This window comes from Rhodococcus sp. Q (genome assembly GCF_005503035.1).
In the GTDB taxonomy this organism is placed as follows: Bacteria; Actinomycetota; Actinomycetes; order Mycobacteriales; family Mycobacteriaceae; genus Rhodococcus_G.
Genome location: NZ_SCOY01000008.1, coordinates 1 through 23,529, shown reverse-complemented (window position 1 = coordinate 23,529; position 23,529 = coordinate 1). Strand labels below are relative to the sequence as shown.

23 protein-coding genes are annotated in these 23,529 nt (G+C 68.5%); 8 read left to right on the top strand and 15 right to left on the bottom strand.

From position 1 onward, the window contains the following. Window positions 1–8: 8 nt before the first annotated feature. The 6 genes from smpB to prfB all read right to left on the bottom strand — a co-directional run bounded on the left by smpB (window position 9) and on the right by prfB (window position 4,840). Window positions 9–485 (bottom strand): SsrA-binding protein SmpB, encoded by a 477-nt coding sequence (gene smpB / locus FFS72_RS10740; protein ID WP_137873938.1) that lies wholly within the window; start codon window positions 483–485, stop codon window positions 9–11. A gap of 143 nt (window positions 486–628) precedes the next feature. Next, window positions 629–1,534 carry a permease-like cell division protein FtsX gene (gene ftsX, locus FFS72_RS10735; RefSeq protein WP_137873937.1) on the bottom strand — a complete coding sequence of 302 codons (906 nt, stop codon included), beginning with the start codon at window positions 1,532–1,534 and terminating at the stop codon, window positions 629–631. Between the two features lie 49 nt (window positions 1,535–1,583). Beyond that, on the bottom strand, window positions 1,584–2,273 hold the full coding sequence (ftsE, locus tag FFS72_RS10730; RefSeq protein ID WP_050064773.1) for a cell division ATP-binding protein FtsE: 690 nt from the start codon (window positions 2,271–2,273) through the stop codon (window positions 1,584–1,586). A gap of 105 nt (window positions 2,274–2,378) precedes the next feature. After that, window positions 2,379–2,846, bottom strand: coding sequence for an Rv3103c transmembrane domain-containing protein (locus FFS72_RS26415; protein WP_171018627.1), 468 nt, complete (start codon window positions 2,844–2,846; stop codon window positions 2,379–2,381). Next, window positions 2,843–3,730 carry a mechanosensitive ion channel family protein gene (locus FFS72_RS10720; protein ID WP_249353248.1) on the bottom strand — a complete coding sequence of 296 codons (888 nt, stop codon included), beginning with the start codon at window positions 3,728–3,730 and terminating at the stop codon, window positions 2,843–2,845. The genes FFS72_RS26415 and FFS72_RS10720 overlap by 4 nt, the downstream gene beginning before the upstream one ends. 6 nt (window positions 3,731–3,736) lie before the next feature. Then, window positions 3,737–4,840 carry a peptide chain release factor 2 gene (prfB, locus tag FFS72_RS10715; protein WP_050065222.1) on the bottom strand — a complete coding sequence of 368 codons (1,104 nt, stop codon included), beginning with the start codon at window positions 4,838–4,840 and terminating at the stop codon, window positions 3,737–3,739. A 143-nt stretch (window positions 4,841–4,983) separates the two neighbouring features. Between prfB and FFS72_RS10710 the strand changes: the two genes are divergently transcribed. Together FFS72_RS10710 and hisN are read left to right on the top strand one after the other, a co-directional pair. Further along, window positions 4,984–5,481 carry a beta-class carbonic anhydrase gene (locus FFS72_RS10710; protein ID WP_137873936.1) on the top strand — a complete coding sequence of 166 codons (498 nt, stop codon included), beginning with the start codon at window positions 4,984–4,986 and terminating at the stop codon, window positions 5,479–5,481. 106 nt (window positions 5,482–5,587) lie between these two features. After that, window positions 5,588–6,376, top strand: a complete 789-nt coding sequence (gene hisN / locus FFS72_RS10705) for a histidinol-phosphatase (protein WP_137873935.1) — start codon at window positions 5,588–5,590, stop codon at window positions 6,374–6,376. Here hisN and FFS72_RS10700 read toward each other — a convergent pair. The 3 genes from FFS72_RS10700 to FFS72_RS10690 all read right to left on the bottom strand — a co-directional run bounded on the left by FFS72_RS10700 (window position 6,354) and on the right by FFS72_RS10690 (window position 9,627). After that, the gene (locus FFS72_RS10700; protein WP_137873934.1) at window positions 6,354–7,856 is read right to left on the bottom strand and encodes a DUF4153 domain-containing protein; all 1,503 of its coding nucleotides are present in this window, start codon (window positions 7,854–7,856) and stop codon (window positions 6,354–6,356) included. The genes hisN and FFS72_RS10700 overlap by 23 nt on opposite strands. A 95-nt stretch (window positions 7,857–7,951) precedes the next feature. Continuing rightward, window positions 7,952–8,938 carry a HAMP domain-containing sensor histidine kinase gene (locus FFS72_RS10695; RefSeq protein ID WP_137873933.1) on the bottom strand — a complete coding sequence of 329 codons (987 nt, stop codon included), beginning with the start codon at window positions 8,936–8,938 and terminating at the stop codon, window positions 7,952–7,954. Beyond that, entirely contained in the window at window positions 8,938–9,627 is a 690-nt protein-coding gene (locus tag FFS72_RS10690; RefSeq protein ID WP_171018626.1) for a response regulator transcription factor, read from the bottom strand. The genes FFS72_RS10695 and FFS72_RS10690 overlap by 1 nt, the downstream gene beginning before the upstream one ends. A gap of 216 nt (window positions 9,628–9,843) precedes the next feature. Here FFS72_RS10690 and FFS72_RS10685 point away from each other — a divergent pair, with 216 nt between their 5' ends. Continuing rightward, complete coding sequence (locus FFS72_RS10685) at window positions 9,844–11,466, top strand: multicopper oxidase family protein (RefSeq protein WP_249353235.1); 1,623 nt, start codon at window positions 9,844–9,846, stop codon at window positions 11,464–11,466. Between the two features lie 29 nt (window positions 11,467–11,495). On the opposite strand, the gene FFS72_RS10680 is transcribed toward FFS72_RS10685, so the two are convergent. Both FFS72_RS10680 and FFS72_RS10675 read right to left on the bottom strand, forming a co-directional pair. Further along, entirely contained in the window at window positions 11,496–12,134 is a 639-nt protein-coding gene (locus FFS72_RS10680; protein WP_137873932.1) for a response regulator transcription factor, read from the bottom strand. Next, window positions 12,131–13,294 carry a sensor histidine kinase gene (locus FFS72_RS10675; RefSeq protein ID WP_137873931.1) on the bottom strand — a complete coding sequence of 388 codons (1,164 nt, stop codon included), beginning with the start codon at window positions 13,292–13,294 and terminating at the stop codon, window positions 12,131–12,133. Before FFS72_RS10675 ends, FFS72_RS10680 begins: the two co-directional genes overlap by 4 nt. Window positions 13,295–13,397: 103 nt before the next feature. On the opposite strand from FFS72_RS10675, the gene FFS72_RS10670 reads away from it, so the two are divergent. The 3 genes from FFS72_RS10670 to FFS72_RS26965 are packed head-to-tail and all read left to right on the top strand — an operon-like array spanning window position 13,398 to window position 16,232. Then, complete coding sequence (locus tag FFS72_RS10670) at window positions 13,398–14,834, top strand: acyl-CoA dehydrogenase family protein (protein ID WP_502704103.1); 1,437 nt, start codon at window positions 13,398–13,400, stop codon at window positions 14,832–14,834. Window positions 14,835–14,865: 31 nt separating this feature from the next. After that, window positions 14,866–16,071: an acyl-CoA dehydrogenase family protein gene (locus FFS72_RS10665; RefSeq protein ID WP_137873929.1), complete on the top strand. Its 1,206-nt coding sequence runs from the start codon at window positions 14,866–14,868 to the stop codon at window positions 16,069–16,071. A 26-nt stretch (window positions 16,072–16,097) separates the two neighbouring features. Next, complete coding sequence (locus FFS72_RS26965) at window positions 16,098–16,232, top strand: hypothetical protein (protein WP_283235414.1); 135 nt, start codon at window positions 16,098–16,100, stop codon at window positions 16,230–16,232. Between the two features lie 39 nt (window positions 16,233–16,271). Here FFS72_RS26965 and FFS72_RS10660 read toward each other — a convergent pair whose 3' ends face one another. Together FFS72_RS10660 and FFS72_RS10655 are read right to left on the bottom strand one after the other, a co-directional pair. After that, window positions 16,272–17,729: a wax ester/triacylglycerol synthase domain-containing protein gene (locus tag FFS72_RS10660; protein WP_137873928.1), complete on the bottom strand. Its 1,458-nt coding sequence runs from the start codon at window positions 17,727–17,729 to the stop codon at window positions 16,272–16,274. A 293-nt stretch (window positions 17,730–18,022) separates the two neighbouring features. After that, window positions 18,023–18,607, bottom strand: coding sequence for a TetR/AcrR family transcriptional regulator (locus tag FFS72_RS10655; RefSeq protein ID WP_137873927.1), 585 nt, complete (start codon window positions 18,605–18,607; stop codon window positions 18,023–18,025). A 41-nt stretch (window positions 18,608–18,648) separates the two neighbouring features. Between FFS72_RS10655 and zapE the strand changes: the two genes are divergently transcribed. After that, window positions 18,649–19,668, top strand: coding sequence for a cell division protein ZapE (zapE, locus tag FFS72_RS10650; protein ID WP_137873926.1), 1,020 nt, complete (start codon window positions 18,649–18,651; stop codon window positions 19,666–19,668). 58 nt (window positions 19,669–19,726) lie between these two features. On the opposite strand, the gene FFS72_RS10645 is transcribed toward zapE, so the two are convergent. After that, window positions 19,727–20,566 carry an alpha/beta fold hydrolase gene (locus tag FFS72_RS10645; protein WP_137873925.1) on the bottom strand — a complete coding sequence of 280 codons (840 nt, stop codon included), beginning with the start codon at window positions 20,564–20,566 and terminating at the stop codon, window positions 19,727–19,729. Between the two features lie 148 nt (window positions 20,567–20,714). On the opposite strand from FFS72_RS10645, the gene FFS72_RS10640 reads away from it, so the two are divergent. Next, window positions 20,715–22,337 carry an acyl-CoA synthetase gene (locus FFS72_RS10640; protein ID WP_137873924.1) on the top strand — a complete coding sequence of 541 codons (1,623 nt, stop codon included), beginning with the start codon at window positions 20,715–20,717 and terminating at the stop codon, window positions 22,335–22,337. On the opposite strand, the gene FFS72_RS10635 is transcribed toward FFS72_RS10640, so the two are convergent. Beyond that, complete coding sequence (locus tag FFS72_RS10635; protein WP_137873923.1) at window positions 22,323–23,285, bottom strand: NAD(P)/FAD-dependent oxidoreductase; 963 nt, start codon at window positions 23,283–23,285, stop codon at window positions 22,323–22,325. The two genes, FFS72_RS10640 and FFS72_RS10635, sit on opposite strands and share 15 nt — an antisense overlap. Window positions 23,286–23,529 lie beyond the last annotated feature (244 nt).

Below are 23,529 nucleotides of genomic sequence, written 5' to 3'. Positions count from 1 at the left end.
GATCCGGGTCAGCGGCTCATGCCCTTCACGCGCCGGCCGATCTCGCGCGTGACCTCGCGCTCGGCGGTGCGACGCGCGATGTCCTGACGCTTGTCGTAGTCCTGCTTGCCCTTGGCCAGTGCCAGTTCGACCTTGACCTTGCCGTCGCTGAAGTACATCGACAGCGGAATCAGTGTCTGGTTCCCCTCCCGCGACTTGCCGACGAGGCTGTCGATCTCGCGCCGGTGCAGGAGCAATTTGCGGGTGCGTCGCGGCGAGTGGTTCGTCCAGCTCCCGCTCCCGTACTCGGGGATGTGCAGACCGCGCAGCCACACCTCGCCGTGGTCGACGGTGGCGAACGCGTCCACCAGCGACGCCTTGCCCTCGCGCAGGCTCTTCACCTCGGTTCCGACGAGAGCGATTCCCGCCTCGATGGTGCTGAGGATGGTGTAGTTGTGCCGCGCCTTACGGTTCGTGGCGATGACCTTCCGGCCCTTTTCCTTCACGTGCGGGCCCTCCGGTCCACGAAAACTCCGGCGACGTCATCGCCGCCGGATCTGGCTGTCACCTCCACGATAGTTGCGACAGGGCGCGCGACACCAACTGGTTTTCTCCTCGCGCGCGTCGCCCCGTCGCAGGTCGTGCGCGACTACTCCCGGACGTACAGGCGCAGCGTGACGTAGGCGGTCACCGCGGCCATTCCGACACCGACGAACGCGAGGATCGGCGAAACGAGCAGCACGTCGCTGTTGGAGATCCGGGCGACGATGTTCGCGTCGTAGACGTCCGCGAGAACGTCGTCGACGAACATGCTCTTCGCGGTGAACAGCGACGCGATGGCGAGGCCCGCGCCGACCATCGCCGCGACGACGGCCTCCAGCAGGAACGGCAGCTGTGTGTACCAACGCGTCGCACCGACGAGCCTCATGATGCCGACCTCGGTGCGGCGGGTGTACGCCGCGATCTGAACCATGTTGGCGATCAGCAGGATCGACGCGATCGCCTGGACGACGGCGATGGCGAACGCGGCATTGCGGATACCGCCGAGCACACTGAACAGACGCTCCACGAGGTCGCGCTGGTTGAGCACGCTGTCGACGCCCGGCCTCGTCGCGAACGAGTCCTCGATCACTCCGAATCGGTCGGGGTCGTCGAGCCGCACCTTGAACGACGCGGGCAGGGCCTCCGGGCTCACCATCGACGCGAGTTCGGGCTGATCCTTGAAGACGCGTTCCTTGGCGTCGGCGACCGCGTCCTCACGGTTGAGGTACTGCACCGACACCACCGCGTCGGTGTTCTCGAGGTCCTCACGCAGTCCGCGGCAGAGGTCCTCGGTGCAGCCGGGGTCGGAGGTCGAGACGTCGTCGGTGAGGAAGATCTGCACCTCGACCCGGTCGAGGAAGATCTGCTGCGTCTTACCCGCCATCTGCACGACGAGCAGTCCGCCGCCGAACAGGGCGAGGGAGATCGCGGTGGTGAGGATCATCGCGATCGTCATGGTGATGTTGCGGCGCAGTCCGGTGAAGACCTCGCTGAAGATGAAGCTGGCGCGCATCGAAGTGGTGGTCCTTCGTGAGTCGGGGCGGTTTCGGCGGGGCGGGGCGTCAGCGCCCCACGCCGTAGACCCCCCTCGCCTCGTCTCGCACCACGCGGCCGAGGTCGAGTTCGACCACCCGGCGGCGCATCGAGTCGACGATGTGGTTGTCGTGCGTGGCCATCAGGACGGTGGTGCCGGTCCGGTTGATCCGTTCGAGCAGCAACATGATGTCGCCGCTCGTGTCGGGGTCGAGGTTGCCGGTGGGCTCGTCGGCGAGCAGGACCAACGGCCGGTTGACGAAGGCCCGTGCGATCGCGACCCGCTGCTGCTCACCGCCGGACAGTTCGTTCGGGAGGCGGTCGGCCTTACCGGACAGGCCGACGAGGTCGAGCACCTCGGGCACCGTCCGGTCGATCATGGCGCGCGGCTTGCCGATGACCTCGAGCGCGAAGGCGACGTTCTCGGCGACGGTCTTGCGGGTGAGCAGACGAAAGTCCTGGAACACGCATCCCATCGACTGCCGCAGCTTCGGCACTCGGCGCGCCGACAGCTTGTTGACGTGGAACTCGGAGACGTGAATGTCGCCCGACGTGGGGCTCTCCTCCTTGAGGAGCAGGCGCATGAACGTGGACTTACCCGAGCCGGACGCCCCGATCAGGAAGACGAACTCACCCTTGTCGATCGACACGTTCACGTTGTCCAACGCCGGCCGCGAGGACGCCTTGTAGGACTTGGACACATTCTCCACGCTGATCACGAGGAGCCAGTCTAGACACGACCCCGGCCGGGCACCGGGCGTCTCCGGGGGCGCGAGTCGCCCATCACGGTGGCTACACCACAGCGAACAGGCGCCCGTTCCCAGTCAGGGTGTCGCCGTGGTGGTCGGCGGTGTCGCAGTCGGCGCGGCAGGCGTCGTCGTGGTCTCGACCGCAACACCCGGCGGCAGTTCGACGCCGGACGGGACCAGGCCCGGGGGCAGCACGATCAGAGGTGACGTCGTCGGGGTCTGCGTGGTTGTGGTTGCCGATCCCGCTTCCGTCGTCGAACTCGGAGGCGGTGTCGTCGTCGTCGACGTCCGCGACGACGTCGGGGCCTGCTGATGCGGTTCGGTGGTGGTCTCCGAGGGTGCCGTACCGCCGGTCTGCTGGACGTCCTTTTCGGGCTCGATGAAGTACCCGCGCAGCAGCGCGGTGCCGAGGAAGGCGACAACCAGCACCACCGTCGATGTGCGGAAGCGTCCGACGTGATGCGGCCACGACCATTTCCATCGGGACTTCGTCCCGTATGCCTCGTCCGCACTCGTCGTCACGGGCTCGTCCGGGCGCGTCATGTCGCGTCTCCCTGGTCCATCGTCAGGTCGGGTCCGATGAAGATGCCTTCCCTGCGCAGCGCGGCGGCAACCCGGATCCGCAGTGCGCGACCCACCTCGAACTGCTTGCCGGGCAGGGTGCGCGCAACCATCCGGATGTTGACGGTGTCGACCTGGATCGACTCGACGCCCATCACGCTCGGCTCGTCGAGGAGCAGCGGTTCGAGGTCGAGGTCCGCGAACGCGTCCCGCCCCACGGATCGGAGGACGTCGTTGACGTGGTTGAGGTCGGCGCCCGCGGGGATCGGCACGTCGACCACTGCGCGGGCCCAGTCCTTCGACAGGTTGACCGCCTTGACGATCTGACCGTTCGGGACGGTGATGACCTCGCCGTCGGACGACCGCAGTCGGGTCACCCGCAGGGTCACGTCCTCGACGGTGCCGGAGGCGTCCTCACCCGACCCGGTGATCGCGATCTGCACGACGTCACCGAAGCCGTACTGCTTCTCGGCGATGATGAAGAACCCGGCGAGGATGTCCTGGACGACCCGTTGCGCGCCGAAACCGAGCGCGGCACCGAGCACGGTGGCAGGTGCGACGAGGCTCCCGATCGCGAAGCCGAGCCGCTGCAGCACCTCGATGGAGACCAGGGTGTACACGATGGTCACGAGCACCCAGGTGATGACCTGGGCGAGCGCGTGGCGATGTTTGGTCGCCTCGGATCGGACGAGCGCGTCGCCCATGTTGTAGTTCTGGTCGATGCGATCGGTGACACGATTGCCCGCCCAGGACAGGAACCGGCCGATGAGCAGGCCACCGAGCACGTACAGGACGATTTCGAGGCCACTCGACTTCAGCCACTGCTCGAAGTTGCTGGTCTCCGGGCCCCACCCGATCGCGAGCACGGACACCTAGTCCTGCTCTCCCCGCATCCGCCACCGGATGCCGGACTCGATGAAGCCGTCGATGTCACCGTCGAGGACCGCGGACGGGTTGTTGACCTCGTACTCGGTGCGAAGGTCCTTGACCATCTGGTAGGGGTGCAGGACGTAGGAGCGCATCTGGTTGCCCCACGAACTGCCGCCGTCGCCCTTGAGCGCATCCATCTCGGCGCGCTCCTCCTGCCGCTTGCGTTCGAGGAGCTTGGCCTGCAGCACCCGCATCGCGGACACCTTGTTCTGCAGCTGGGACTTCTCGTTCTGACAGGTGACGACAATGCCGGTCGGGATGTGCGTGAGACGGACCGCGGAGTCCGTGGTGTTGACGGACTGACCACCCGGTCCCGACGAGCGGTAGACGTCGACGCGGACGTCGTTCTCGTCGATGTCGATGTGGTCGGTCGTCTCGACGACGGGCAGCACCTCGACCTCGGCGAAGGAGGTCTGGCGGCGGCCCTGGTTGTCGAAGGGGCTGATCCGGACGAGGCGGTGGGTGCCCATCTCGATGGAGAGGGTGCCGTACGCGTAGGGGGCCTTCACCGCGAAGGTCGCCGACTTGATGCCCGCCTCTTCCGCGTACGAGGTGTCGTAGACCTCGGTGCCGTAGCCGTGCTTCTCGGCCCAGCGGATGTACATGCGCATCAGCATCTCGGCCCAGTCGGCCGCGTCGACGCCGCCCGCGCCTGCGCGGATGTTGACGAGGGCGTCGCGCTCGTCGTACTCGCCGGAGAGCATCGTCTTGACTTCCATCGCGGCGATGTCCTCGCGGAGCTTGTGCCGCTCGGCGTCGGCGTCGGCGACGGCGTCGGGGCCGTCCTCCTCCGCGAGCTCGTACAGCACTTCCATGTCGTCGAGCCGCGACCGCAGGTCCTCGACACGGCGCAGTTCTGCCTGCGCGTGGGAGAGCTGGCTGGTGACCTGCTGCGCGTGTTCCTGGTTGTTCCACAGGTCCGGGTCGGCAGCCTGGTGCTCGAGCTCGTCGATACGGCGGCGCAGCTCCTCGACGTCGAGCACCGTCTCGACGGTGGTCAGAGTGGTGTCGAGCTCGGCGAGGTCAGCGGAAACGTCGGGATGCACGAGAATCAAGGCTACCGGGTCGGACCGACCGACTTGCCGCCCGCCGCCGATCGTTGCCGTCGCGGTGCGCGGAACCCTTGTGCGGATCACGGCCCGGGCGTTCGATGCACGGATCATTTCTGTCCCGACGATCGGAGCCGACGATGACTGTGACCGACGACTACCTGAAGAACAACGCCGACTACGCACGCACCTTCACCGGCCCACTTCCCCTGCCACCGAGCCGCCACGTCGCCGTGGTGGCGTGCATGGACGCCCGCCTCGACGTGTACCGGATCCTCGGATTGAAGGACGGCGAGGCGCACGTGATCCGGAATGCGGGCGGCGTCGTCACCGACGACGAGATCCGGTCCCTCGCGATCAGCCAGCGACTGCTCGGGACCACCGAGATCATCCTGATCCACCACACGGACTGCGGGATGCTGACCTTCACCGACGACGACTTCAAGCGATCCATCCAGGACGAGATCGGCATCAAGCCCGCGTGGGCGGCCGAGGCGTTCGGCGATCTCGACGAGGACGTGCGGCAGTCGCTGCGCCGCATCGAGACCAGCCCGTTCGTGACGGCGACGACGTCGCTGCGCGGGTTCGTGTTCGATGTCGCGACGGGACTGCTCCGAGAGGTCACCGCCACGGCCTGATTCCGGCAGTGTTTGCCCCCCACTCGGTGCACACGATGCGCGGCTTCGTGGATCGTGCGCACGGAGTGTGCGGCACCTCCGGTGTGCGCCGGTAATCTGTGCACCCGTGACCGACTTCTCCGCCGACCTGTTGCTCGCCCTGCGCATCGCCGACGCCGCGGACGCCATCACCCGCGACCGGTTCGGCGCCCTCGACCTGCACGTCGACGACAAGCCGGACCTGACGCCCGTCTCCGACGCCGACCTCGCGGTCGAGCGGCAGGTGCGGGCGATCCTGTCGCAGGAACGGCCGGACGACGCCGTCCTCGGTGAGGAGTTCGGCGGCGAAGCCCGGTTCGAGGGCAGGCAATGGGTCGTCGATCCGATCGACGGCACCAAGAACTTCGTCCGCGGCGTGCCGGTGTGGTCGACGCTGATCGCACTGCTGCAGGACGGCGTCCCCGTCGTCGGCGTCGTCAGCGCACCGGCCCTGGCCCGCCGCTGGTGGGCGTCGGAGGGCTCGGGCGCGTTCGCGACGTTCGAGAGCGGCGATCCGAAGCGGATCGCGGTGTCGGGAGTCGATCGCCTCGAGTCGGCGAGCCTGAGCTTCTCGAGCCTGTCGGGGTGGCGGGACCTCGGTATTCGCGACCGATTCATCGACCTGACGGACGCGGTGTGGCGGGTGCGCGGCTACGGCGACTTCCTCTCCTACTGCCTGCTCGCCGAGGGTGCGCTCGAGATCGCCGCCGAACCCGAGGTGTCGCTGTGGGACCTCGCCCCGCTCGACCTGCTCGTGCGGGAGGCGGGCGGACGGTTCACCTCCCTCGACGGAACGCCCGGACCGCACGGCGGCAACGCGGTGGCGAGCAACGGTCTGCTGCACGACGCGGTGCTCACCAGCCTGCGGAAGGGCTGACACACACCGCGAGCGGGTCGGCGGGCCGCTCCTGCAGGATGTCGCGGGCCCGGGCACGGCCGGCGTTGAATTCGTACCACGCGTCCGGTGTCGTGCTCGTCGCGATCAGCGTGCAGGAGCGCAGCGGTTCGGGGAGCCGGTCCAGCGCGGGCACAGCGTCGACCGACAGACTCCGCAGGTACGTCACGTCGATCTCACCGGTCCGGTCGTACCGGTCGACGTTGCGGTCCGCGATGTAGCCGTCCGGATTCACCGCGGCGAAGGCGAGCAGCGCTGTGACGGCCGACCCCAGCACGATGCGGGGCAGGAGCGCGCCGCGCATCCGGATACCCGCAATCAGCAGGACGGCGAACACCGTCCCGAACCAGAGTTCGACGACCCACACCGCGAGCCGCAGCCGCGTGTATCCGAAGGCGTTCTCGTACAACGACATCCGATGCAGCGCGGACGCGACCACGACGATCGACAGCACGCACAGGGACCCGAGCAGCAGCCGCGCGAGCATGCGGTCGCGGCGCACGACGAGGTCGATCCGCCGGACGGCAACCGCGATGACGATCAGCGTCAGTGCGGTCACCGCGCACAGCTGCCAGAACCCCTGCCGGGCGTAGTCGGCGTACGTGAGGTCCGGCGTCGACAGGACGTGCCCGTCACCGGCGAACATGACGCGAACCTGCACCGCAACGAAACCCGCGAAGAGCAGGTCGAGTGCCAGCACGGGCACCGCCCATTCCCAGGAGGGCACGCGGCGTCCCGCCGCGGGGGCCAGAGCGTCGAGCCGAATCGGCCTGCGCCACAGGTAGGCCGACGCCAACGACACCGCCGCGATGGCGGCGCCCGTCACGATCGCCGCGGACAGGTCGTCGGTCCGGACGGTCGGGACGGCGCCGCCGAGGAGCCGGCCGAACTCGGGATCGGCTCCCGCGAACAGCAGTCCGAACACCCCGATCAGCACCACCGTGATCGTGACGACTCCGGCGATGCGGCCCGCTCGGATCGCGCTGCCGGATCCGCGTCGGCGGCGACGCCGGAGCCAGCCAGTCACCCGCCCCGGAGTGAGCCACGGGGCCGCGGGCGCCAGGCCGATCCCGGTCCAGGTGCGGACCCCGAGCAGCGCCGCCGATCCGACTGTCCAGCCGGCGATCACGCACAGCGTGACCAGCCAACCGGCCCCGCGGATCGCCGCGACCGACAGCAGCGCGAGGACCGTCACGGCCGCCACCAGGTGACCGCGTGTGGGACGCGGACGCCCGGCCGCCACCACCGTGCCCATCACCGCGATCCCCGCAAGCGGGTACGCCACACTCGGCGTTCCCGCCCGCAAGGTCAGTGCCGCAAGCAGTCCGGCCACCGCGGCGGCGGTCACCGTCGCGGTCGGCGCGATCGACGTTCGGTCGGGGCGCCACACCCGCGCACCCCATCGGGATGTCCTCGATGCGGGAGCGGCCTTCGGTGCGGTGACCGTCTTCGGTGTGGTCATGACGCGTTCCTTCCGTTGGGCGCCCACCCGACTGCGGGCAGGCGTCATCGAGGGACGGCGGACCGACGGTCCACGCCCCGCTTCGTCGTGAGAGGTCAGGTGGGAGGCAGTTCCACCCGGATACAGCAGCCGGACTGCGTGTCGAGGACCCCGATCCGGCCGTCGTGCAGGTCCACCGCCCAGCGGGCGATGGCGAGCCCGAGCCCCGTGCCGCCGCCTGCCGCGCCGCCCCGGGTGAACCGCTCGAACACCCCGGCCCGGTCCTGGCGCGCGATCCCGGGACCGTCGTCGTGCACGTCGAGGACCAGTGACCCCGGCCCGGCTCCCGCCTCGGCACGCACGAGCACCTGCGTCGAAGCCCCGTGCCGCAGCGCGTTGTCGACGAGGTTCGCGACGACCTGGTGCAGGCGAGCGGTGTCCGCGGTGGCGCGCAGCGTCGCCGGTTGGACGTCGATCCGAATGTCCACTGCGGCAGTGGGATCGGTGTGCTCGTCGACCACCCGCCGGAGGAACGGATCGACCGCGAAGTCGGTGCGGTGCACCGGAACGACACCGGCTTCGAGCCGCGACAGGTCGAGCAGGTCCCGTACCAGCGCCCCGAGTCGTTCAGTCTGGTCGAGTGCGGTGCGCAGTGTTGCCGGATCGGGGTCGGCGACCCCGTCGACGACGTTCTCGAGCACCGCCTGCAGGGCCGCGATCGGGGTGCGAAGTTCGTGGGACACGTTCGCGATCAGCTCGCGGCGGTACCTGTCGTCGGCCTCGAGATCCTCGGCCATCTGATTGAACGCCTGGGCGAGTTCACCGATCTCGTCCCGGGACGTGGAGCGGACGCGACGCGACCAGTCGCCGGTCGCCATCGCGCGGGCGGCGGCCGTCATCTCCCGCAGCGGCGACGTCATTCCGTGCGCGAGGACCTGTGTGACAGCGAGGGACACGAGGAGCGCGACACCGAGCGCGAATCGGAACTGCCACTTCGAGGCGAACCAGAACGTCACCGACGCCGCGAACACCGAGGTGACGACGAGCAGTCCGGTCTTGACCTTGAAGGAACGCAGTGGGTCCAGCGGCCTCGGCCACGCCATCACGACACCCGACCGGTCTGCTCGACCGCGTAGCCGACGCCGTGCACGGTGCGGATCAGGTCACCACCGAGTTTGCGGCGCAGCGCCTTGACATGACTGTCCACCGTGCGACTGGTCGCGCCCGCGCCCCACCCCCACACCTGTTCGAGCAGGGCGTCGCGGGCCATCGCCGCGCCGGGACGGGACGCCAGGTGGGCGAGCAGATCGAATTCGGTACGGGTCAGGTGGATCTCGTCGGCGCCCGCGCGAACTCGCCGGGTGATCAGGTCGATCGTCACGTCGCCGACGGTCAGTACGTCGGAGTCGGGTCCGGCGGCGGACCGGTCGGTGCGTCGCAACAACGCCGCGACCCGGGCGACGAGGACCCGCATGCTGAACGGCTTGCTCAGATAGTCGTCGGCGCCGACCCCGAGCCCGATCACCATGTCCGTCTCGTCGGCGCGGGCGGTGAGCATCAACACCGGAACGGGCCGGCCCGCCTGGATCCGGCGGCACACCTCGAGTCCGTCGAAGCCGGGCAGCATGAGGTCGAGTACGACGAGGTCCGGCCGGTGGGCGGCGCAGTCACGGACGGCGGCGGGACCGTCGGATGCCGTCCAGACCTGATATCCCTCCGCACGCAATCGGGCGGTGACGGCGTCGGCGATGGTCCGGTCGTCCTCCACGACGAGCACGCTGCGCTGGGTCATGGTTTCGACCGTATCGCCCGGGTGTGGGAATTCCGGGTGAGACCTGTGAAGGTTCCGTGGAGGACCACGAGACCGCGGACCTACCACAGCCAACTCGTGCCGACAAGGGTCGCGGGGAGGAATTGGCCGGCCCGTTCCCCGGCCTCGCGGCGGAGGCCGGGACCTCTCGCGCCGCGAAGACTCGATGTCGACCCGTCGTCGATTACGAGGAGCCCCGTGAACGTCCTGCCCCGGACCGCCCTGTCCCGCCGATCCTTCCTCCTGGGACTGGCCGCGACGCCGATCGCCCTGTCCGCGGGATGCGCTTCGGGACGATCCGATGCCGATGCCGTCGGCACCGCCGGCGGCCGTCGTCCGCTCCCCGTTCCGCCACTCGCCCCGTCGACCACCGATGCGTCCGGGGTCCGGCATTTCGCACTCAGGGCCGCCGCCGGGACCACCGAGATGCTGGCGGGCGTCGACACCCCGACGTGGGGGTACAGCGGGTCCGTCCTCGGGCCGACGATCCGGGTCCGGCGCGGCGAGACGATCGCGTTCACCATCGACAACGGCCTGCCCGAGCCCACGACGGTGCACTGGCACGGCGTGCACGTCCCCGCCCGCTACGACGGCGGCCCGCACCAGACGATCGAGCCGGGTGCGCGCTGGGAGCCCACGTGGACGGTGAACCAGCCTGCCGCGACTCTCTGGTACCACCCGCATCCGCACGGCACCACGGAGAAGCACGTGTATCGCGGCCTGGCGGGCATGTTCCTCGTCGACGACGACGCCACCCCGGCTGCCGGTCTGCCCACCACGTACGGCGTCGACGACTTCCCGGTGGTCGTCCAGGACCGGCGGTTCAACGCGGACGGCACGCTCCACGAGTCCGCCCCGACCGACGTCGGCCTGCTCGGCGACACCCTCGTCACGAACGGCATCGCGGATGCCTACCTGACCGTCAGCACCGAGCTCGTGCGATTGCGCATTCTCAACGGCTCGTCGGGCCGGATGTACAACCTCGGGTTCGCCGACGATCGCGAGTTCCAGATGGTCGCCAGCGACGGCGGCCTCCTCGCGAAGCCGTTGCCGCTCACCAGGATCAGACTCAGCCCCGGGGAGCGGGCGGAGATCGTCGTCGCCGCGGGCGATGCGCCTGCCATGCTGCGTACGTTCCCGTTCGAGGACGGCGCGGGGGTGGACTCCTCCGACGCCACGGCCTACGGATTGACGGACACCTTCGATGTTCTGGAACTGCGACCCGCGTCGCAGCTCGGCCGCTCCGGCGCCCTTCCGGCCACCCTCGCCGCCATCCCCAGAATCGACCCGAACACCGCCGTCGTGCAACGCACATTCGACCTGCAGTGGTTCATGATCAACGGCGAGCAGATGGACATGAACCGCATCGACTTCACCCCGGCCGTCGACACGACCGAGGTCTGGACGGTCCGCAACTTCGACAACTGGCCGCACAACTTCCACGTCCACGACACCCAGTTCCAGATCGTCGACATCGACGGCGCCGCCCCGCCGCCCGCGCTCGCCGGCTGGAAGGACACCGTCTACACCCCGCCGGGCAGCACGATCCGGTTGGTGATGCGGTTCAGCGAGTACACCGACCCGACGTTCCCGTACATGTACCACTGCCACCTGCTGCTGCACGAGGACAAGGGCATGATGGGCCAGTTCCTGGTCCTGGCGCCGGGCCAGCAGCCCGCGCCGATGACGATGCCCATGACGGGAATGGATCACTCGGGAATGTCGGGCGGGGCTGGAATGTCGGGCGGCGCTGGAACGACCGGCGCACCTGCACCGACGACGACCGCGACGTCACCGGGAGGGGGCCACGGCGGCCACTGACGCTCCGGCCGCCTTCCGGGGGACGGTCCTCAGCCCCGCCTGTGGGCATAGAGCGCCAACCGCACCCGGTTGTCGCAGCCGGTCTTGTCCATCAGGCTCGCGACGTGCGACTTCACCGTGGAGACGCCGAGATGCAGGTGGTCGGCGATCTCCTGGTTGCTCAGCCCCTCGCCCACCAGGGCCAGCACCTCACCTTCGCGCGGGGTGAGGGCGTGTGCCGTGCCGGTCACCGGGTCCTGTTCGGGACCGGTGTCGACGGCGCGATCGACCAGCCTGCGCAGCAGTGCCGGGGAGAACGGCAGGTCGCCGTCGACGACGCGGCGGATCGCGGCGAGCAGTTCGGCGGGCGCGGTGTCCTTGACGAGGAAGCCGGCCGCACCCGCCGCGAGCGCCGGGTACAGGTGCTCGTCGTCGTCGAACGTGGTGAGCACCAGTACCTTCGCCGGGGACCCGCCACCGCGAATCCGGCGGGTCGCGTCCACACCACCCAGTCCGGGCATCCTCAGGTCCATGAGGATCACGTCCGGCGACAGTTCGGCCGCGAGCCGCAGTGCGTCCGCACCGTTGGCGCCCTCGCCGACGACCTCGATGTCGTCGGTGGAGTCGATCAGCATCCGAAGACCCGCCCGAACCAGCCGCTGATCGTCCACCACGAGTACCCGGATCACCGAACCTCCTCCGGCTTCGCGGCGGGAAGCCAGGCACGGACGTGCCAGTTCCCTTCGGCCGCAACGACGTCGAGTGTGCCACCGGCAAGCGCGACCCGCTCCGCCATGCCGACGAGTCCGAGTCCGCTCCCGCTGTCAGCGGCCCGGCTCCGATTGGCGATGTGCACGTCCACGCCGCCGTCACGCCGCGCGACCGTCACCGTGACCACGTCCGAGGGGTCGGCGTGCTTCATGGCGTTGGTCAGCGACTCCTGGACCACCCGCAGGAGCGTGAGTCGGCCGATCGCGTCGAGGTCCCCGAGGTCCGGATCCAGTTCGGCGGTGACGGTGAAGCCCGCCGCGCGAGTGCGTTCGACCGCCGCCCCGATCTCGGCGGGTACCCCGTCCGCGTCGACGAGAGCCACCTCCCCGAGGTCGGGATCCCGCAGTGCGACAAGCAGTCTGCGGATGTCCGAGAGGGCTCCCGATGCGGTGTCGTGCACGTCGTCGAGGACTCCGCGCACGCGCGGGTCCGCATCGGCGACGACGTGCTGCGCCACGCCGATCCGCAGCACGATCGACGCCATGTGGTGCGCGACCAGGTCGTGCAGTTCCCGTGCCAGCGCGCTGCGTTCGGCGGCACGGGCTCGTGCGGCATCGTCGGCCCGGCGCGCTTCCGCCTCGGCGGCGCGCGCCCGGTACGTCGCGGCCAGGTCGCGTTGTGCCCGCAGGTACAGCCCCAACAGCAGTGGCAGTCCCACGACGGCCGCCGTCTCGACGACGGTCGCGGCCCGCCAGAACGCTGCGTGTCCGCCTGCCAGTCCGAGCAGCACCGCCGCCGCCCAACCGGCAGCGGCGGTCGCCACCGACGCCGTGCGATGGGTTCGCATGGCGACCTCGGTCAGCCCTACCGCGCCGAGGTAGGGAACGAGCGACGACAACCCCCACGCATCCACCACGAACATCGGCACCGCGAGCACGGACAGGGTCAGCGAGACCGGTACCGGCCACCGCCCTCCGAACAGGAACACGACCGCGGACGCCATGCCTGCGAGCCAGTACCACAGCGGCACCTGGTGTTCGCCGGGAAAGTTGCTCGCCAGCAGCAGCAGGGGAACCAGCACCAGCGGCAGGCCGCGGACCAACGGCGGCAGGACGCGATTCGGGCGGGTCTCGGACACGTGTCCACACTAGGGGTGTCGGCGATTGTGCAGGAACTCTCGACTTCGTATCTTACTCTGGAGTAAGGTGGGAGCCGTCCTAGACCGAACGCCGAGAAATATGGTGATCATGACCAAGCAAGACAGCGTTGCGAAGACGAACGGGGCAGCCGGCCGCAGTGGCGACTCGGCGGCACGCCGCCCCCGCGACACCTCCGCGGTCGGGCTCAACCCGATCAAGCGGGACGCGATGGGCGCCGCCATGCGCGTGCTGACCAAGATCACCGGGTCGGACCTGGCCGAGAAGTACAACCTCCGTGAACCGATCAACCGGGTCACCTACGAGGGCACCAAGACCGGCTTCAAGACGCTCGGCGCCGCGACCCGGACGTTCGCGAAGTCCTCCGGCGGCAGCAAGCCCACCCGCCTTCCCGCGAGCGAGACGAAGAACGCCGACTACTTCGACCTCACCCCCACCGACGAGCAGCAGATGATCGTCGAGACGGTCCGGGACTTCGCCGCCGAGATCGTCCGCCCCGCAGCCCACGACGCCGACGAGGCCGCGTCCTCGCCCGCCGACCTCGGTAAGCGCGCCGCCGAACTCGGCATCACGCTGATCAACGTGCCCGAGGAGTTCGAGGGTGTCGCGACCGAACGCGGCGCCGTCACGAACGCACTGGTCGCCGAGGCGCTCGCGCACGGCGACATGGGCCTGGCGCTGCCGATCCTCGCGCCGAGCGGTGTCGCGGTCGCGCTCACGCAGTTCGGTTCCGAGGGCCAGCAGAAGACGTACCTGCCGTCGTTCACCGGCGAGAACGTCCCCGCCGCCGCGCTCGTCGTCACCGAGCCGCGCGCCCTGTTCGATCCGTTCGCGTTGCAGACGAAGGCCGTTCGCTCCCCCAGCGGTTACAAGCTCAACGGCGTCAAGTCCCTGGTGCCCGCTGCCGCGAGCGCCGAACTGTTCGTCGTCGCCGCCGAACTCGACGGCAGGCCCGCACTCTTCATCGTCGAGTCCGACAGCAAGGGCCTCGTCGTCGAGGCCGATCCGAGCATGGGCCTGCGTGCCGCCGGCCTGGGTCGGCTCAACCTCACCGATGTCGCGGTCCCCGAGTCGGCGATCCTCGGTGAGGGCGACGCCGATCAGCGCGCTACCGACTACGCGGACGCGATCCGTCTCGCCCGCCTCGGCTGGGCGTCGCTCGCGGTCGGCACCGGGCAGGCCGTCCTCGACTACGTGATCCCCTACGTCAACGAGCGCGAGGCCTTCGGCGAGCCGATCAGCCATCGCCAGGCGGTGGCATTCATGGTCGCGAACATCGCCATCGAACTCGACGGCCTGCGGCTGGTGACCCTGCGCGGCGCGTCCCGCGCGGAGCAGGGCCTCTCGTTCGGCCGCGAAGCCGCGTTGGCCCGAAAGCTCGCCACCGACAAGGGCATGCAGATCGGACTCGACGGTGTGCAGCTCCTCGGCGGGCACGGCTTCACCAAGGAGCACCCGGTCGAGCGCTGGTACCGAGACCTCCGCGCCGTCGGCGTCGCCGAGGGCATCGTCCTCATCTGACGCCCGCACACGCCAACAGGAGCACACACCCATGATCAATCTCGAACTTCCCAAGAAGCTCAAGGCGTCTGCCAACCAGGCGCACCAGGTCGCCGCGCAGATCCTGCGCCCGGTCTCCCGCAAGTACGACCTCGCCGAGCACGAGTACCCCGTCGAACTCGACACGATGGCCGCCATGGTCGAGGGCCTCAACGACTCCGGTGTCGGTGCGTCCGGTGCCGCGCTCGGCCGCGGTGACGCCCCGGCCATCGTCGGCAACGCCAACGGCGGCAACATGGCATCGCTCATGAACGTCATCGAAACTTGCTGGGGCGACGTCGGCTTGACGCTGTCGATCCCCTACCAGGGTCTCGGCAACTCGGCGATCGCCGCCGTCGCCACCGACGAGCAGCTCGAACGCTTCGGCAAGGTCTGGGCCTCCATGGCCATCACCGAGCCGAGCTTCGGATCCGACTCCGCCGCCGTCACCACCACCGCCGTTCTCGACGGCGACGAGTGGGTCCTCAACGGCGAGAAGATCTTCGTCACCGCGGGCGAGCGGTCCACCCACATCGTCGTGTGGGCGAGCGTCGACAAGACGAAGGGCCGCGCCGCGATCAAGTCGTTCGTCGTACCCCGCGACGCACCCGGACTGTCCGTCGCCCGCCTCGAGCACAAGCTCGGCATCAAGGCGTCCGACACCGCCGTCCTGCTGCTGCAGGACTGCCGCATCCCGGCGGACAACATCCTCGGCAGCCCGGCGGTCAACACCGAGCAGGGCTTCGGCGGCGTGATGCAGACCTTCGACAACACCCGGCCGATCGTCGCCGGCATGGCGGTCGGACTCGGTCGCGCGGTGCTCGAGGAGCTGCGCACCATCCTGACGGACGCGGGCATCGAGATCTCCTACGACATCCCGGCGAACAACCAGCATGCCGCCGCCGCCGAGTTCCTGACGATGGAAGCCGACTGGGAAGCCGCGTACCTGCTGTCGCTGCGCGCCACCTGGATGGCGGACAACAAGAAGCCGAACTCGCTCGAGGCGTCGATGTCGAAGGCGAAGGCGGGCCGCACCGGCACCGCCGTCTCCCTCAAGGCCGTCGAACTGGCGGGCACCGAGGGCTACTCGCAGCGTCCCCTGCTCGAGAAGTGGGCCCGCGACAGCAAGATCCTCGACATCTTCGAGGGAACCCAGCAGATCCAGCAGCTGATCATCGCGCGTCGACTGCTCGGTAAGTCGTCGGCGCAGCTCAAGTAGCAGGTACCGCAGCTACTTTGACGCCTTTGTCCGTCCCCGCCGCACCCCTCGGCGGGGACGGACTCGTCCTCGCGGACGTCGACGTGAGCATCGGCCCCACCTGGTCCCGGCGGATCCAGCCGGGCAAGACCGTCACCCACCTGACGATCAACGCGCCATGACGACGCCCCCACCCTTCGCGGGTGGGGGCGCCTGGTCGATCAGTGGGCAGCTGAACGCTCAGGCAGCTTGCGTGAGACAGCAATCTTCAGCTCGCCGAACGCAAAGCCCAACGCACGCTCGTACACGAGGGGGTCGGGCATCATCGCATCGTCCGACGTGAACTGCACACTCAGTACGTCGCCGATCGACGTCACGCCGTGCGCAAGGCTGTTGCCGCGGTGAATCATCGGGGCACAGAAACTGTCGACGACCGGGCTGTCGCCGAACTTCAGATCGGCACGCCCGCGAGGGACGTTGGACACCAGGGTGTTTGCCAGTGGAACCTGCCCGGCCACCTTCTTCTTCCTCTCTCGCTTCGCATTGCCGCGCGCCGCGAGACGCATGGCACTCTTGAGGTAGATGGCAGGGGCGTGGTCGAGCGTTACTTCCATCGCGATGGATTCCGGCTGCTGCACCCGATGCTTCTCGAAGTTGGCGGACTCATGGATCTGTTTCAGTCGCGCCAGCGGATCGTGCTCGTCGGTGTGGAGATCGACGAACATCGTGGTGAGCTTGTTTGCTGCGGTGACTTCGGCCCCGCCATCACGGATCGCTCGCGGGACCTGTGCTGCCAGTGAGTCATTCGGCGTCTCGCCGGCCTCCGACAGGAAGGTGGCGATCCCTCCACTTATGATCGTGAGGATCACGTCGTTGATGGACGTCCCAGTGGCGCGCGCAATGGCACGGACTTCGGCCAAGGAGAGCTTGACTCTACCGAGCACGTGCTGTCCACTCTGCTCGTCGTTGAAGCGAGTATGTGGCCGCTGCGCCTTCGGTCTGATGACCTCGCCCGATTCCACGAGACTGGCGAGTGCTTTCCGGGCGGCCGCAGACTGTCGGAGGGAGCGAGCGAGACCACCGAACTGACCGGGCAGTCGCAAGAGCGAGCCAGCCGCACCACGAACAGGTCCGGGCCTGCCCGTGACAGCGGGGCTCGCATCAGGATCATCGAACAACGCTCGGGCGATCTGCACGGAGCCCAATCCGTCGGTGGCCGCATGGTGCACGCGCAGTGCCACCACCGTTGCTCGATCCGGAAGATCCTCTACGCCACAGACATCGGTCAGAACGTGCACTTCCCACGGCGCACGGTCGAGGCTGAACGGCTGCTCCGTCATGGTCGCGAAGATGTCATAGAAATCCTCGCGCGTGATCTCGCCGATCGCCCGGAACCGAAGATACTTCTCGGGTTCGGCATCGCTGGCGTGAACCCAGTACGGGTGGCCGAGATCTCCGGGTACGCGGCGAATGCGCTGCCGGAGAATCGCCGCGCGATCCATGCGCTGTCTCATCCAATCCATCGCGTCTGCGCGAGTCCGGATGGGGTTCTGGTCGCAGCTGGTATCGAAGACGTAGACGCCGGTGTGGACACTTGGCGCATCGTCGCGATCAAGTTCGTCGGAAAGCAGGAACCACGTATCGCGAGAAGCTAATTGAGTCGAGTCCGGCGAGTTCATTGGATCTGTTCCCCCACGATTCCAATCGGTCTGTTGCTTGTCAGATCTAACCAGAAGCGTCGTAGTGTCATTCACACAAAGGACGAACCATCCCAGTTTGTCCAGGTGAGCGACCCAGGTATTGCGGCTGCGCCATGGCGTGTCGGCCAACCGCGTTGCGTCCAACGTGTCCTGTCCGTCGCCTACCTGACCACCGATCCTGTTCACCGGAGGGCCGAAGCGTGCAACAGGAGACCGTGCGTGCGGCCCAAGGAGTTTCCTCCGGGGGCGGCTGCGCCGGACGGTGACCCTCGTCAGCGAGGCTCGAGCAGCGCGACGATCCACCTCCGGACGGCGACCTCGAGGTCGCGTCGCGGGTCGATGTCGCCGAGCGACCGATGCCCGCACGTCAGGTCGAACGCGAGCCCCTCGCACAGGCTCACGAGGTCGCGGGCAGCGGCCTCCGGATCGGCGGCGCCGAGACCGTCCATCAGGTCACGCGCGGCGTCGACCGAGAACAGGCAGGACGCCAGCCCCACCCGAAGGTCGTTCTCCTCCATCGCATCGGAGACGAGGGCGTATCTGGCGAGCACGTCGACGCGCCGCTGCGTCACGAGCATGTCGAGGTATCGGGCGATCGAGTCGGCCGCGACCGCGGGAGTGCGGGGCGGTTCGGGCGGGACCACGCCGGTGAAGTCCGCACGCGAGCGGTCCGTCAGGTGGGTGATCGTCGCGTCGAGCAGGGCCTTGCGGGTGCGGTAGTAGTACGACGTCGAACCCCGAGGCAGGCCGAGTCGCGCGTCGATCGCCTGGTGGGTCACCGCGTGATTGCCTCCCCCCGCCGCCAACTCGACCGCGGCACGACAGATGAGGTCGCGGCGCGAGAGTCGATCGGTCATGCCGCCATCCTAGCGACCCTCTACGATGATAGAGTCCGGGCATGCGCAGGTTCAGCAGGGTTCGAGACCACCACCTCCCGATCGACGTGTTCGACAGCGCCGCACACGATCTCGGGTTCGAGATGGACGAGGAGCAACGGCGTGCGGCACACGTACTCGCGGCCACCGACCAGGACGTGTACCTGTGGGGACCGCCCGGACGCGGCAAGACCTGGCTGATGTCGACCTTCGTCGCCGCACTGCCTCCCGACCGCACGCGGCGACTGCACTTCCACGAGTTCTTCCGGGACCTGCATTCAGCGATCCGACGTCACGGCAACAACCTCGACTCCGCGTTGGGTGAACTCCTCAACGGCCTGGACGTGGTCTGCTTCGACGAGTTCCATGTCCACGACCCCGCGGACGGACGCTTCCTCACGAGATTGCTGCCCGCCCTGTTCGACAGGAGGATCCGCGTCGTGGTGACCTCGAACCACCACCCGCGCGCACTGATGCCCAATCCCCTGTTCCACGACGACTTCCTGCCCTCGATCGAGCTGATCGAGCGGCGCCTCGCCGTCGTCGGTGTCGACGGCCCGGTCGACTACCGCAGCAGGTCGGCGCACCGGTCGGGCTTTGCCGCAGGCCTGTGGCTGCATCCGGGGACGGCGGACCGAGCGCGCCGCGCCGGCCTGCATCCGCCGGAACCGAACGCCCGGGTCGTCATCCCCGCGGGCGGGCGGACCGTCACCGCCCGGCGCGCATCGGCCGACGAACTGTGGATCGACTTCGCGGACCTGTGTTCGGCCCCGACCGCCCCGTCCGACTACCTCGCCCTGGCCCGTGGCCATCGCCGATGGGTGGTGGACGGCGTGCCGGATCTGGGGTCGGCGGGCCGCGAACCCGCACAGCGGTTCGCGAACGTCGTCGACGTGCTCTACGACCGCGACGTGACGACGAATTTCCTCGCCCGGACGTCGCTGGACCACCTCGCCGTCGATGACGCCCTACCCGTGGAGATCGAGCGGATCATGAGTCGACTAGGCGAGCTACGCCAAGGCGAACCGATCGCCGTCCAGTGACGCCCCACCGAACACCACCCATTGCAACGGTTTTCGCCACCCCCTGGGAAGAGCGTGGTCAGCGGTGGTGCTCGCGAAGGAACTCGACGACGCGGGGAACGAGGTGTTCCGCGTGGGTGATCACGCCTCCGTGTCCGGCGCCGGGAACGACGTGGAGCTCGGCGTTCGGCATCCGGCCGACAGCCGCGTGCGCCTGCGTCGGGCCGATCAAGGGGTCGAACTCGAACGCGACAGCGAGGACCGGAGCGACGATTCGGTGCAGTCGCTCCATCCGGTCGTCGTCCCGCAGCCAGGCATGGGACGCACGTGCCTGCGCGACCTCGCCGTCGGTCGACGTCCACTGGTCCGCCTGGAACGCGCACATGCCTGCCCACTGCTCGACCAGCGGGTCCGCCGTCGCCAACGCAGACGGCGGCAGGGCGGTCAGGAGGGTCTGCATCGTCATCACCTCGGCCGGAAGCGACCCCAGCCGGTCGATGAGTGCGCTTTCACTGTTCACGACGGAATGGAGCAGCGGCGTCGTCGGGCCGGGCCCTGCGATGAGGACACCCGCGCCACACCTCTCCGGGGAGAACGACAGCAGATGTTCCGCGGTGAAGCTGCCCAGCGAGTAGCCGACCAGCGCCGGAGGACCGTCGAGGCGGAGGGTGTCGATCAGCGACACCAGGTCGTCGGCCAGGTCCGCGACCGTGCACCGAGACGACGGGGTGTCGCTCGGGGCAACGCCGCGCGAGGCGTACGCGATCACCTCGAATCCACCGTCGACGAGCGCCTGCGTCAACCCCGCCACTTCCCACGCGACGGGCGGCATCCCCGTCCCACCGATCAGGACGACCGGCGGACCCTCCCCTCGTCGAACCACTCCGAGCCCGAGCCGTCCCGTGTCGACAATCTGCATACAACCGATTGAACCAACACATCGCCGTCGCCTCGGGGCACGCACCGACACGTCGTTCACTGTGTCCGATTCAAACTCACCATCCCCGCCCAGGTCGCCGCTAGGCTGTGACCCAACACACACCGGATTCAGTCCGTAGGGGGACGCGATGCCAGGCGTTTTGACGAAGGTCACCGACACACTCGGCGCAGTCCGGGTGATGGTGCAGTCGGGACTGGTCCCGTTTCCCCGGCTCGACCGTGGGATCGCGACGATCCGGGCCACCGAGAAGTTCGGACCCTTCGCCGGCCCCGTGCATGCGCACGCCTCCGCGGGATACGACGCCGTCGCGATCATCGACGAACTGGGTCAGCTCACCTACCGCGGCCTGGAGGAGCAGTCCAACGCCCTGGTCCGCGCCTGGGTGGACGAAGGCATCACGCCCGGCGCCGTCATCGGCGCGATGTCCCGGAACCATCGCGGCCTGGTGCTCACGATGCTCGCGGCCGCGAAGCTCGGCACCAAACTGGTGCTGATGAACACCGGGTTCAGTCCTCCCCAGCTGGTCGATGTCGCTGCGCGCGAACAGGTTCGAGCATTCGTCTACGACGAGGAGTTCGCTGCTGTCGCAGATGCGCTGCCGGGCGACGTCAACAGATTCGTCGTGTGGGGTCAGGCGGCGCCAACCGCGAAGCACCTCGACGACCTCGTCGAGGGCCGCAGTACCGCTGCCGTCGACGATCCCCCGGTGCACGGCAGCTTCGTCCTGCTCACCAGCGGCACGACCGGCACCCCCAAGGGCGCGCCCCGCGAGAAGACGTCACCGCTGGCGTCCGCCCAGTTCCTCGACCGGGTGCCGCTGCGACGCGGCCAGACCATGGTGATGGCGGCACCGGCCTTCCACGGAACCGGAATCTCGCAGCTCGGCCTGGCGTTGGCACTCGGCCAGACGGTGGTGCTGCAACGCCGTTTCGATCCGGCGCAGACCGTCGAACTGCTTGCCGCCAACCGCGCCGATTCCCTCGTCGTCGTTCCGACGATGCTGCAGCGCATCATCGACCTCGGACCCGACACACTCGCCCGCTACGACACGACGAACCTGTCGATCATCTTCGCCGCAGGCTCGGCGATCTCCCCCGACCTGTGCAGACGCACCACCGAGGCGTTCGGGCATGTCCTCCACAATCTGTACGGTTCGACCGAGTGCGCCGTCGCCACCGTCGCGACACCGGCCGATCTGGCCCGTGCCCCGGGTACTGCGGGTCGCGCCCCCGTCACCTGCCATGTCGCCCTGTACGACGACAACGGCACCCGGATCACCGAACCCGGAGTCGTAGGACGGATTTTCGTGTCCAGTGGGCTGAGCTTCAACGGCTACACCGACGGCCGCGACAAGGAACGGATCGACGGCCTGCTGTCCACGGGCGACGTCGGGCACTTCGACGGCGACGGCCTCCTCTTCGTCGACGGCCGCGACGACGACATGATCGTGTCCGGCGGCGAGAACGTCTATCCCCTCGAGGTCGAGAACCTGCTGGCCGAACACACCGATGTCGCGGAAGCCGCGGTGATCGGCGTCGAAGACGTCGAGTTCGGGCACCGACTCCGCGCGTTCGTGGTGCCCGCGCCGGGATCGAAGCGAGATGCCCAGATCCTCAAGACATTCGTCAAGGAACACCTCGCACGGTACAAGGTTCCGCGCGAGATCGTGTTCCTCGACGACCTGCCCCGCAATGCCACCGGAAAGCTGCTGCGGCGGACACTGCACGAGATGGATCTACCGGACGCCTGACGCGCGTCGCGCCTCGACCCGCGCGGTGACGTCCCGTTCGATCAGCGCGGCGTTGATCATCGCGCCCGCGCCGACACCACCCGCCGCAGCCGAGATGACCTGTGCGCGTGGGTCGGTGACATTTCCTGCCACCCAGACGCCGGGCACGGTCGTCTCACCCGTCGGTCCGGCGGGCACATACGTCCCGAGCACCGTGCCGCCCATCTCCTGCACTGCGGTCTCGACGCCGAGCGATTCCAATAGTCCGGACCGCGCGACGAAACGTGGCGGCACGACGAGAGCGTCGCGTGCGACGACACCGAGGCCTTCCACCTGGACCCCGGTGAGCTTGTCGCCGCGCACCTCGAGACCCGTCACGCGACCGTCGACGACCTCGATCCCGGACGCGGCGAACTTCTCCAGGTCGACCGGGTCGAACGGCTGCGCCGTGTGCGTGAACAGGATCACATTGTCGCTCCACTGCCGCCACATCAGAACCTGGTGCGTGGCAACGGCGCTCGTCGCCAGCACTCCGATCGCTCCGTCGCGGGCCTCCCAGCCGTGGCAGTACGGGCAGTGCAGCACATCGCGTCCCCATCGTCCGCCGATTCCGGGGACGTCGGGCAGTTCGTCGACCAGTCCGGTGGTGACGAGAAGTGCCCGCGCCGAGATCTCCTCACCGCCGGCGAGCCGCACGACGAAGCCGTCGTCCGACGCCTGCGCTTCCACGGCGTGCCCGTCGACGAACTCCCCGCCGTACTCCCCGACTTCCTCGCGTCCGATCGCGAGGAGGTCGCGGGGCGGCGTCCCCTCACGTCCGAGGTAGTTGTGCATGTGCGCGGCAGGCGCGTTGCGCGGCGCTCCGCCATCGATCACCAGCACCGATCGCCGAGCTCGGGCCAACGTGAGTGCCCCACCGAGTCCTGCCGCCCCGCCACCGACGATCACGACGTCGTAGCTGTCCCTCATCCTGTCTCCTCCGGTTGATCCGACCCGTCTCGATCCACTGTCCGCATACCAGTCGGATATCGCAAGGAGGTTTGCCGTATCGGCAAGGATGCGGGCCGCGCCTCACAACACCGAACTTGTAAAGGATTCCGAGAGAACGACGAAGGCCCGGTCTCGCAATGAGACCGGGCCTTCGTTCTTTGGTAGCGGGGACAGGATTTGAACCTGCGACCTCTGGGTTATGAGCCCAGCGAGCTACCGAGCT